This window comes from Gemmatimonas sp., assembly GCF_044376735.1.
Classification (GTDB): Bacteria; Gemmatimonadota; Gemmatimonadetes; order Gemmatimonadales; family Gemmatimonadaceae; genus Gemmatimonas.
The window spans coordinates 1-10,256 of record NZ_JBILKJ010000098.1 but is presented as its reverse complement, the minus strand read 5'-3'; the positions used below and the strand labels follow the sequence as shown (position 1 = coordinate 10,256).

At 68.4% G+C, this 10,256-nt stretch carries 12 protein-coding genes; 10 read left to right on the top strand and 2 right to left on the bottom strand.

What is annotated here, in order from left to right:
- The coding region (locus ACIRA7_RS12060) for a CoA transferase (RefSeq protein ID WP_396221092.1) at positions 1 to 120 on the bottom strand (120 nt) is incomplete at its 3' end.
- A 280-nt stretch (positions 121 to 400) separates the two neighbouring features.
- Between ACIRA7_RS12060 and ACIRA7_RS12055 the strand changes: the two genes are divergently transcribed.
- From ACIRA7_RS12055 to ACIRA7_RS12015, 9 genes are all read left to right on the top strand, one after another.
- Positions 401 to 1,354, top strand: coding sequence for a hypothetical protein (locus ACIRA7_RS12055; protein WP_396221091.1), 954 nt, complete (start codon positions 401 to 403; stop codon positions 1,352 to 1,354).
- Between the two features lie 6 nt (positions 1,355 to 1,360).
- Complete coding sequence (locus ACIRA7_RS12050) at positions 1,361 to 2,293, top strand: hypothetical protein (protein WP_396221090.1); 933 nt, start codon at positions 1,361 to 1,363, stop codon at positions 2,291 to 2,293.
- Between the two features lie 10 nt (positions 2,294 to 2,303).
- Entirely contained in the window at positions 2,304 to 3,458 is a 1,155-nt protein-coding gene (locus ACIRA7_RS12045; protein WP_396221089.1) for an ArgE/DapE family deacylase, read from the top strand.
- A gap of 100 nt (positions 3,459 to 3,558) precedes the next feature.
- Positions 3,559 to 3,774 carry a hypothetical protein gene (locus tag ACIRA7_RS12040; RefSeq protein WP_396221088.1) on the top strand — a complete coding sequence of 72 codons (216 nt, stop codon included), beginning with the start codon at positions 3,559 to 3,561 and terminating at the stop codon, positions 3,772 to 3,774.
- Complete coding sequence (locus ACIRA7_RS12035) at positions 3,771 to 4,409, top strand: ribonuclease H (protein WP_396221087.1); 639 nt, start codon at positions 3,771 to 3,773, stop codon at positions 4,407 to 4,409. The genes ACIRA7_RS12040 and ACIRA7_RS12035 overlap by 4 nt, the downstream gene beginning before the upstream one ends.
- Positions 4,410 to 4,449: 40 nt before the next feature.
- Entirely contained in the window at positions 4,450 to 4,632 is a 183-nt protein-coding gene (locus tag ACIRA7_RS12030) for a hypothetical protein (protein WP_396221086.1), read from the top strand.
- Entirely contained in the window at positions 4,629 to 5,279 is a 651-nt protein-coding gene (locus ACIRA7_RS12025; RefSeq protein WP_396221085.1) for a zinc ribbon domain-containing protein, read from the top strand. Before ACIRA7_RS12030 ends, ACIRA7_RS12025 begins: the two co-directional genes overlap by 4 nt.
- A gap of 117 nt (positions 5,280 to 5,396) precedes the next feature.
- Positions 5,397 to 6,485, top strand: coding sequence for a hypothetical protein (locus ACIRA7_RS12020; RefSeq protein WP_396221084.1), 1,089 nt, complete (start codon positions 5,397 to 5,399; stop codon positions 6,483 to 6,485).
- Positions 6,486 to 6,518: 33 nt separating this feature from the next.
- Entirely contained in the window at positions 6,519 to 7,337 is an 819-nt protein-coding gene (locus tag ACIRA7_RS12015; RefSeq protein ID WP_396221083.1) for a hypothetical protein, read from the top strand.
- Here the strand turns inward: ACIRA7_RS12015 and ACIRA7_RS12010 are convergent.
- Positions 7,324 to 8,391, bottom strand: a complete 1,068-nt coding sequence (locus ACIRA7_RS12010) for a phytoene/squalene synthase family protein (RefSeq protein WP_396221082.1) — start codon at positions 8,389 to 8,391, stop codon at positions 7,324 to 7,326. The two genes, ACIRA7_RS12015 and ACIRA7_RS12010, sit on opposite strands and share 14 nt — an antisense overlap.
- A 127-nt stretch (positions 8,392 to 8,518) precedes the next feature.
- Between ACIRA7_RS12010 and ACIRA7_RS12005 the strand changes: the two genes are divergently transcribed.
- Complete coding sequence (locus ACIRA7_RS12005; RefSeq protein WP_396221081.1) at positions 8,519 to 10,168, top strand: FAD-binding oxidoreductase; 1,650 nt, start codon at positions 8,519 to 8,521, stop codon at positions 10,166 to 10,168.
- The last annotated feature ends 88 nt before the right edge of the window (positions 10,169 to 10,256 follow it).

Below are 10,256 nucleotides of genomic sequence, written 5' to 3'. Positions count from 1 at the left end.
GGTTCGCTCGACCTTGATGATGTGCGCGCCCAGATCACCGAGCACCATGCTGCAGTGCGGTCCGGCGAGCACCCTGGACAGATCGAGCACTTTGATGCCTTCTAGCGGTAGTCGCTTCATAGTGTCGTTATAGTGATCTTGTAAAGGCACGAAAATATCTGGTTTTGTGCATCAACAGACGGTGTCAGCCGCCGCGACCGTGAGCGTTCGCTCGTCGAATAATATGCGGTTCACCTCGCAAATCACGTCCGAATACCTTGCATAGATGACTGAAAATCATATAGTTACCCCAGTTCTGGTGGGCGTGGACCATACTATTGAGGCCTGAGCAGTACCCTCCGTAGAAAAGTCGGGCGACCACCTCTACCTCCATTGCTGGCGGAAGGAGTCCGTTCGACCCATGGCCGATTTGCCGCAGGCTGACGACGACACGATCACCGAAGGTGACGCACCTCCTGCCAGTCCGGCGCCGCGCCGTGGCCCTGGGCATCGAGCTGCGGACGCACGCGACACGGCCGCCGAAATGGCGCAGCGGGCGCATGAGATCAGCCTGGAGGCCGGCAGCAAGATGGCTGGCGCTATGCGCGAGGTGATCGGTGCGGCGGCCGGGCTCAGCCCGTTCGCGATCGAGAGTGCGCGGGACCTGATCAATTACATGGTCCGCCGCGGCCAGATGGGGCAGGAAGAAGCCGAGGTGCTCATCCACCAGGCCGAAGCGGCGTATATCGCGAAGCACGGGGCCCTGCCGGTTCCCGGCCCCAAGGCTCCACCGCCCAAGCCGGTACCGTTGGGGCAGTTGCCTAAGGCGGTCACCGCACCGGCCGCCGCCGCCGAAGCCGCGCTCGAGGCGCGGGCGGCCATGCGGATCGAACCGCAGAAGCCGTCTGACAAGGTGACCTTCGCGCCGCTTCCGCCCAAGCCGGCACCGAAGCCCCCCGCGCCGAAGGTTGAGATCGTGGACACCGCCGTCGTGGTCGAGCCGACCCCCAAGGCAGCGGCCAAGGTCGAGGCAACCCCGACCGCCAAGGCGCCGGCGGCGAAGCCGGCCCCAGCGGTGAAGGCACCGGCCAAGGCACCGGTGAAGGCACCGGCCAAGGCACCGGCCAAGGCCCCGGCAAAGACGCCGGCCAAGGCACCGGCCAAGGTACCGGCCAAGGTACCGGCCAAGGCACCGGCGAAGGCCCCGGCCAAGGCACCCGCCAAGGCCCCGGCCAAGGCACCCGCCAAGGCCCCGGCCAAGGCACCCGCCAAGGCCCCGGCCAAGAAGGCGCCCGTGAAGGCGCCAGCGAAGGCGCCGGCCAAGAAGGCACCGGCGAAGGCTCCGGCCAAGAAGGCGCCAGCGAAGAAGAAGTAGTTCGACGTGTTCGTCGCGTCGGCACCGAGTCGCCTCGACTTCGGAGGAGGGTGGACAGACGTCCCACCCTATCCCGAAGAGCGAGGCGGCTTCGTTTGTAACCTCGCCATTGAACGGCGGGCTCGGGTCACCCTCCGCCCCACCGTCGCCGACCCGCATCACCTGCCGTTAGTTGCCGCCGCGTTACGTCGCGCCGACTACGCGGGACAGGTGACGATCGCGAGCGACTTCCCGATTGGCGCAGGGCTGGGCGGGTCGTCAGCGGCTGGCGTGGCCGTCGTGGCGGCCATCGCCGCCGCACAAGAGCAGCGCCCGGATCCGGCGGAGATCGCGGAGCGCAGTCGTGCGCTCGAGGTGGAGGAAATGGGCATCGCCGGTGGCCGTCAGGATCACTACGCCGCCGCGTTCGGCGGCGCGCTCGGACTGACCTTCGGCGACACGGTCTTGGTCGAGCGAATTCCGCTTTCCGCCGCGGCGCGGAACGCGCTCGAAACACGCATCACCCTCGTGTATACCGGCGAGTCGCGCCTGTCTGGCGACACCATCACCGCCGTGCTGGACGCCTACCGTGATCGCACCCCGCGTGTGGTCGAGGCGCTGGACCGCATGGCCGTGCTGGCCCGGGGGATGCGCAGCGCACTGCACGCCGCCGACGTGACCACCCTCGCGGCACTCGTGGACGAGCACTGGATCCATCAGCGCGCCCTGCACCCGCGCATCACCACCGCGCGGATCGACGCGCTCGAGCGCGCGGGGCGCGCGGCCGGCGCTCAAGGACTCAAAGCACTCGGCGCCAGCGGCGGCGGCTGCGTGATGCTCTTCAGCACGGCACACGATGTACCGCGGGTGATCGAGGCCGTGTCACCGTTTGGCGAGATCCTCCCGTGGCGCATCGCCACGACGGGCGTCGAGGTGTCGCGGCTGTCGCCCGCCCCCTAGACTGTACCGCGTGACTTCCCGCTACCCGCTCGATCCCGTCGCGCTGACCGCGTCGCTGGTCGCCATCGATTCGCGCAACCCGTCGCTCGTGCCCGGTGGGCCGGGCGAACTTGCCTGTGCCACGCATCTCGCGGCCGTGCTGAACGCGTGGGGATTCGCGGTGTCGTTGCAGGAGCTCACCCCGGGTCGCGCCAACGTCGTCGCCCGCATCGGCCCCGCCGGGCGCACCCCGCTCGTCTTGAACGGGCATCTGGATGTCGTTGGCGTAGAGGGCATGTCGCACGCGCCCTTCGCCCCCGAGGTGCGGGACGGCAACATGTTCGGGCGTGGCACGACGGACATGAAGGGCGGCATCGCCGCGATGTGCGTGGCCGCGGCCCGCGCCGCCGAGCGCGGTGCGCTGGCCAGTGAGATCATCGTCACGGCCGTGTGCGACGAAGAGTACGCGTCGGCCGGTACGCGGGCGTTGCTGGCGCAAGGACTGCACGCGACCGGCGCGATCATCACCGAACCCACGCGCCTGGCGATTGCACCGGCGCACAAGGGCTTTGCGTGGATCGAGGTGCTGCTGCATGGACGCGCCGCCCACGGCAGTCGCTACGACGTCGGCATCGATGCCAACCGGCATGCCGGTGTGCTGCTGGCGGCGCTCGATCGCTACGAACACGACGTTCTCACGACCCGCGCGCACCCCCTGCTGGGACGCGCGTCGCTGCACGCGGCATCGATTGTGGGGGGTACCGGCTGGTCCACGTACGCCGAGCAGTGCACGCTCCGCATCGAACGCCGCACGCTGCCGGGTGAGAGCGGGGAGCAGGCGCTGGCGGATATCCAGGCTCTGTGCGATGCCCTCGCCGCCTCGCGCCCGGACTTTCGGGCCGAGGTGTCGATGGTCTGCGCACAGCCCCCGCTCGACCTCGCGAGCGAGGCCCCGCTGATCGCCTCGATGCGTGCCGCGTGCTCGGCCGCTGGCGTCGAGCCGACCATCGCCGGCTTGTCGTGCTGGACGGATGCGGCGCTCTTCGCGGAGGCGGGAATTCCGGCGCTCTGTTTCGGGCCTGGCGACATCGCCCGCGCCCATTCGGCGACAGAATGGGTGGAAGTGGCGCAGGTCGAGCGCGCGACGGCGATCCTGGAAGCGGTGTGTGCGGGGTGGGGGAGGTAAGGGGTTCTGGGTTCTTGAACCCTCTGCCCATTACCCACCACGTACGGCCCCAAGCTCGCAGCCCACGGCCCACCGCCGCCGTTGTACCTTGCCGGGATCTATGCAGCTCTCCGTCCTCCAGTACGATCAACTCGAGCGCGCCATCACCGATGGCACGCGCCTCCAGCTGTACCGTCGCGGCACCGAGTTCCTCGTGATCCCCGAGCGACTCCGCTTGCGCAACGGGCGTGAACTCATCGTGGCGCGTCATCCGAGCACCGGCAGCCTGCTCGAGATCTACCTCGATGAACTGGATCGCCTGGAGATCGTGCGGTGAGCGCGCAGTATCCGTTGGTCGCGGTGTACGCCGACGAATCGTGTCTCGGGAATGGCCAGCGCGGCGAGACGCCGGGGGGACTGGGTGCGTTGATCGAGTTCCGGCGGGCCGATGGTGCCGTCCAGCGCTTCGATCTCTGGGCGTCGGAACCGGATACCACGAACAACCGGATGGCGCTCCGCTCGGTGATCGACAGCTATCAGGCGATGTCGCGGAAGGGGAACCCGCTGTCGGTGCTCTTCACGACCGACTCGCGCTACATCGTGGACGGCATGACGTCGTGGGTACGGGGCTGGATGGCCCGGGGCTGGAAGCGCGCGCAGGGTCCCGTGGAGAACGTGGAGCTCTGGCAGACCGCGGTCGATGCCGTGGCCATGCACGAGACCCAGTGGGCGTGGGTGAAGGGGCACGCCGGCCATCCCCAGAACGAGTACGCCAATCATCTGGCGACCCGCGCGGCCGCCGTGCAGGACCGCTCCGACGGACTGGTGGTGTCGTCATTTGAGGCGTGGTGGGCGGCGCAGCCGGTCCGCGCGAACACGAGGCGGGCCCCGCTGTCGCCGTTCCCGGACGCCGACGCGTTTGTGCCGGCTCCCGCGTTACCCGGGGCCAAGACTGTGCGTCGAATGACGTAACGATGCCGGTGCAAGCGAGCCGGTTCACCTCAGGACGCTCATGTTCAAGACACTCTTCATCCTCGCCATCGGCGTCGCCGTCGGCTACAGCTACGGTTGGACCGACGCGCAAGAGAACGAGAAGCACGTTGCCGACCGACTGCTCGAGCGCATCGGGGGCGAGACGCGCTCGCGGATGGGCAACGAGACGGACGCACGATTTCAGACGTCTGATCTGAAGTGAGCGTCGTCTCCCGCTCGCTGGACGATCTCGATCGTCTCGCGTTCAGGCTCTCGCGGACGATTCGGACGCAGTATCCGAATCTCCTGACGCAAGGCTTTACGCTGGCCGACCTCGAGGAGCGACTGCTGACGTTCCGCGACGCGCGTCGTGAGATGGCAGACGGCGGCGTCGCGGCATTCGAGCACACCATCCTCCGCCTGCTTGCCGGCGAGCGCGGCTACGTGAAGGCCGATGCCGAACTCCGCACCGCCGCCGCGCAGGCGCTTGGCGTGCCGTCACCCTCGCTCTCGCTGGTGCGGGTGTGGGCGACCGCCTCATTGGCGCTGACGGCGCCCGCCGCCGGCATCGGCATGGAACGCATGGCCACCCCGCCCGCCACCGACATCGGCGACCGGATGGCCGAGACCAAGCCGGAACCCAGGCCGGAACCCAGGCCGGAACCCAGGCCGTGTGGCTGTCGGTACTGCGGCAGCGTCCTGCCGGACAATCGGCGCATGATTTTTTGCCCGCACTGCGGGATCGATCTCACGAAGCGGCACTGCCCCGCATGCAGCACCGAGCTCGACGTGCACTGGCGGTTTTGCGTGACCTGCGGTCGAAGCGCCGATCTCCCGGACGTCGCCACCCCGATGCGCCGCGCCGGCTAACGGCGCCGAATCCTGAAGGGGACGTGCGGTGTATACTCGTATATGCCTCACGCTTTTCCGGTCCGACGGCGCGCTGTCCGTACCGTCCGCACCCTCCTCGCAACATCGGTTGTCGCCGTGCTCACCGCGTGCGCGTCGGCGATTCCCGTCGGGGTACCGGCGCCCGCGAATGGCGCGACACCCGCCGTCGCCGCGCCGGGCGCCGCCCCGGTTGTCTCGCCCGTGCTGCGCTGGCCCGTGCGAACCGCCGAGCACGTCGACCTCTGGCTGCACGCGTTCGCGTTGCTGAGCACCGATACCGCGCGCGTGCGGCTGTATCGCACCGGCTATCGCGATTCGCTGGTGGTGGTGCGCAACCAGCAGAACGTCCTCACGAGCCTCGATGCCAATCAGGCCACGCTCGCCAAGGGAATGGCGCTGACCGGTGGCTACCTGTCGGCGCAGTTTCTCCCGTTCGAATTCACGAACTGGGACGCGATGAAGTATGCGATCGAGCGGTTCCTGCAATACGGGGGCGATCCCCGGCGGGCGCCCGATCGCGAGACACAAGTGCGCGTCGCCCTCATCGGGTCGATGTTCCCCACCGCGGCCGATCGCGAATGGCTCCGTCTGTTCCTGGCCGGCGTGCTCGACGAACGGGAGCGCTTCTTCGCCGCCGAGTATTCGCAGCAGATGCGCACCCGGGCACCGGTGGTCACTGCGGTGGACAGCCTGTGGCAGCAGGTCTATCGCGCGAAGTTCGAACGCTTTCTGAACAACACCTCACAGCGGCAGGGGGATCTGCTGTTGTCGCTGCCGATCGGTGGCGAAGGGCGCACCGCGCCCGGTTCGACCCGGCGGACGATGGTGGCCGTGCCGTTCCCCGCCCGCCGCGCCGACGCGGTGGAAGCGTTGTATGTGCTGGCGCACGAGATCACCGGTTCGCTGGTCGGGACGGTCGTGGCCGACAACACGACGCCAGCCGAGCAGCGCGCGGGCACGGCCGACCGCTACGTCTCGATGGGGCAGGTTCAAGCAGGTGCGATGCTGCTGGCGATCATCGCGCCGGAACTCCGCGACGGGTACGTGCGATATTACGTGGAGCAGGGCAACCTTCGCCGCGCGGGCACGACGTACGCGGCACGCTTCGACGAGAGCTTCGCCCTGCCGCCGGCCATTCGTGACGCGCTGCAGCGACAGATCGACATCATCCTGAGCGGCATCTAGTGCCGACTCGCGTCCCTCTGGTTTTCCGGATTCATGGCTGATATCCCACGCACCGCGCTCGAGCGCGTGCTGGCCCGCGCCAGCGAGTTGCAGACCACCACGGCCGACGGCGTCGAAAGCGTCTCGGAGGAGCGTCTGCTTGACATCGCCAAGGAGGTCGGGCTGGATCTGGCGCATGTGCGCCAGGCGATCGCCGAGGAACGGGCGCGCCTGCCGATGACGGAGACCGAAACCGGCCCGCTGCTCGACAGCCTCGGGCCGGCGTCACTGGGCGCGCAGCGCACCGCGCCGGGCACGCCCGACGACATCCTGCGCCGTCTGGATGCGTGGATGCCGCGCATGGAGTCGCTGTCCACGCGGCGTCGCACTGGCGACCGCCAGAGCTGGGAGCCACGTCACGATCCATTCGGAAACTTTCTGCGCTCGTTCGGCGTGGGTGGTCGCCGCCTGGATCTCGTGCGCGTCGATCAACTCACGGCCAGCGTGACCTCGGTGGACGCGACGCGTAGCGTGGTCCGCCTCGATGCGGACATCGCCGGCATGCGTCGCAGCCAGCGCAACCAGGCGGTCGCACTGGCGGTGCTCTTTCTGTTGTTCTATGCCGTGGTGGCGACGCCGGTGGTGTTCTTGGCCAGCTCCGGCGTGGCGACCACGGGCATTCTGGGAGGCTTGGCGGCGTTCGTGGGAAGTGCCGGCACCCTCACCTGGCGCGCGTTGCGTCGCGCCTACCGGAACTCGGTCGACCGGATCCATCTGCGACTCGAGCAATTGCTTGATGACCTGGAGCACGGTCGCCTGATGGAACCGCCGAATCTCCTGCAGAAAGTCGTGGGGCAGATTACGGCGCGGTAACGAGCTCCAGCACGAACGTCCGACGCCGCACGCGCTCCACGAGCCAGCGCACACCCATGTTGCTCATCACGAGCATGGCTCCCGTCATCAGCAGCGACTTCACTTCGCGCCGCGAAATCTTGACCGATCCGCCCGGCTTGAGCATGGCCGTGCTCTGTACGAGATCGCGCATGGTGGCGTAGGCCAGCAGCAACGGCAAAATGCAGAAGAGACGGATGGAGACGGCGCGCCGCGGAATGAGCAGCAGATACTGGCGCGCTTCTTCGAGATCGTGCCACGCGAGCTGAATCAGCTGCGTGAGCGCGGCGCGGTTGCTGGCGATCAGTTCGGGCGCGAGAATGCTGCTCTGCGAGCTGCCCTGCGCGCGGAGGAGTTCCTCGGGCACGTACACCGAGTTCTCCTGCTCCGCATCGACGGCGACATCCTTCAGGATGTTCACCGTCTGCAGTGCCTCGGCGAACGCGCGGCACCGCTCGCGCAGAATCGCGTAACGCTTCGCCCCGATGCTCGGCGAATGCTCATGCCACAGGTCGGTGAGCATGTAGCCCACCGTCCCCGCGACGTAGTAGCAGTACTCCTTGTACTCGTCGACGGTCTGAATGCGAATACCGTCAGGATAGAGCAGCACGAACTTGCGCATGCCCATCGCCATCTCGGCGACCCACTTCTGCACGACGGCGCGCGTTCTCGGCGGCAGCCCCGCGAAGTGCTCGAACACGAGGTCGGCGTTGAGCGTGAGCGCCAGGTGGGCTTCGTTGCCGACCAGCGGCTTGACCCCCTGCAGGAACCGCTCGAGTGCGGCGGGATCGTCGAAGGCCGCGAGGAAGGCGTCGAGCAGGTCCGCTTTCACCTGCGGATCGACCGCGGGGGCATCCTCCACGGTATCGGCGATGCGACACAACAGGTAGGCGTCGAGGACGGCCTGCCCGAGTGCCCCGGGGAGCACTTTGATGCCAAGGGCGAAGGTGCGCGACACGGCCGGCAGGATGGCCGCGCAGAAGCGAGCGGCATCGCGTCGGGACAGGGCGGCAGAGACGGCGATCGGCAGGGTCATGCGATACAAGATACGATAGCCGGGCGTCGTGCGTCACCGAGTCCGGACCGCGATCGCGCCGACGGAACAGTCCGGGCCCATCCGGGCCTTGCCGCGGCCGCCCTGCAGACACGAGGTTCCACGGGTGATGGAGTCGCCTCCCGATTTCCGTGGTGTCTTTCGCACCGATTTGCTCGCCCGGGCGATGTATGCCGAGGGTGCCGGAATCGCCCAGTGTGTACCGGTGGGTGTGGCCGTACCGGCCGACGCCGACGATGTGTCGGCGCTCATGCGCTGGAGCAAGCGGGAGGGGGTGGCGCTGATCCCACGCGGTTCCGGGAGCGGCATGGCCGCCGGGGCGGTGGGTCCCGGCATGATTCTGGACCTGAGCCGCCTGCGATGGATGGGCCCGGTCGATGTGGACACGCGTCGTCTCCGCGTGGGGGCCGGCGTGACGCGCGGCGAGATCGACGCCGCCGCGCGGCGCGACGGGCTGCGCTTCCCGGTGGATCCGTCGAGCGGCGCGTTCTGCACGATCGGCGGCATGGTGGGGGCCAATGCCGCGGGCGCGCGGTCGCTGGCCTTCGGTGCGACGCGCCCGTGGGTCCAGAGCGTGCGCTGTGTTTTCGATGACGGGACCGATGTGTGGGTGCGACGCGATGCCCCGTGGCCGATCGGCGTGCCCGCCGTGCATCGCGTGCGGGACGCAATGTCGCAAATCGGCGCGCAATACGGTCGCGAGATCCCCGCCGGCACGCTGTCGCACGCCGGTGTGCGCAAGGAATCGTCGGGGTACGCGATTACCGATGCGCTGCGCGCCGGTGGCCATCTGGTCGACCTGCTGGTCGGCAGCGAGGGCACGCTCGCCATCTTCACCGAAGTGGAACTGTCGCTGATTCCCGTGGCCGGCGCGACGGCCACGATTCTGGCGATCTTCGCGTCGCTGGAAGCGGCGACGGCGTGCGCCGTCGAGGCCCGCCTCGATGGCGCAACGGCCTGCGAACTGCTCGATCGCACCTTTCTCGCGGTGGCCGCGACCGATGGCCCGACGGGCATTCCCGCGCACGCGGAGGCGGTGCTGTTGATGGAGGTCGAAGGCGAATCGGCGGCGATGGCGGTGCACGCGATGACCCGCCTGTCCGCGCGCGCCACACGACACGGCGCGAGCGATGTGCGGACGGCGGTCGACGCCGAGGATGTCCAGCGATTGTGGGCGCTGCGTCACGCGGCGAGCCCAATCCTGTCGCGCCTCGCGCCGCGCCTGCGCTCGATGCAGTTCATCGAAGACGGCTGCGTGCCCCCCGATCGCTTTCCCGACTACGTGCGCGGCGTGCGCCGGGCGCTCGACGCGTTCGACATGCCCGGCGTGATCTTCGGGCACGCCGGCGACGCGCACGCCCATGTCAATCCGCTGGTGGATGTGACGCGCCACGGGTGGCGTGATCGCGTGCAGGGGATTCTCGATCGCGTGTGCGACCTGACGGCATCGCTGGGGGGCACGCTGGCCGGCGAGCATGGCGACGGGCGCTTGCGGGCGCCGTTGCTGGACCGAGTGTGGGGGCTGGAAGCGCGAGCGGCGTTCGCGCATGTGAAGGAGGCCGCCGATCCATCGGGGGTACTCAATCCTGGGTGCAAGGTCGCCCGCGACGGCGACCGGGCGATCACGACACTCCGGCACGATCCGGATGCGCCCGAGCTCCCCGCAGTCGCCCGCGCGGCGCTGGACGACATTGAGCGGACCCGGCGCTGGGACCGCTTCCGTCTGGACGCCATTGATGCGCCATCACCAGTATTCTGACGGATCACAATAGCGTCAGTATATCGGCATAACAGCAATATGCTCGGTTGATTGCCGGCTATCAGGGGCGGGATGCGGCCTGCCCTTC

Excerpts from the sequence above, each read along its gene's own strand:
- ACIRA7_RS12055 (WP_396221091.1), top strand. The coding sequence starts at position 401 with ATGGCCGATTTGCCGCAGGCTGACGACGACACGATCACCGAAGGTGAC.
- ACIRA7_RS12040 (WP_396221088.1), top strand. The coding sequence starts at position 3,559 with ATGCAGCTCTCCGTCCTCCAGTACGATCAACTCGAGCGCGCCATCACC.
- ACIRA7_RS12030 (WP_396221086.1), top strand. The coding sequence starts at position 4,450 with ATGTTCAAGACACTCTTCATCCTCGCCATCGGCGTCGCCGTCGGCTAC.
- ACIRA7_RS12015 (WP_396221083.1), top strand. The coding sequence starts at position 6,519 with ATGGCTGATATCCCACGCACCGCGCTCGAGCGCGTGCTGGCCCGCGCC.
- ACIRA7_RS12010 (WP_396221082.1), bottom strand. The coding sequence starts at position 8,391 with ATGACCCTGCCGATCGCCGTCTCTGCCGCCCTGTCCCGACGCGATGCC.
- ACIRA7_RS12005 (WP_396221081.1), top strand. The coding sequence starts at position 8,519 with ATGGAGTCGCCTCCCGATTTCCGTGGTGTCTTTCGCACCGATTTGCTC.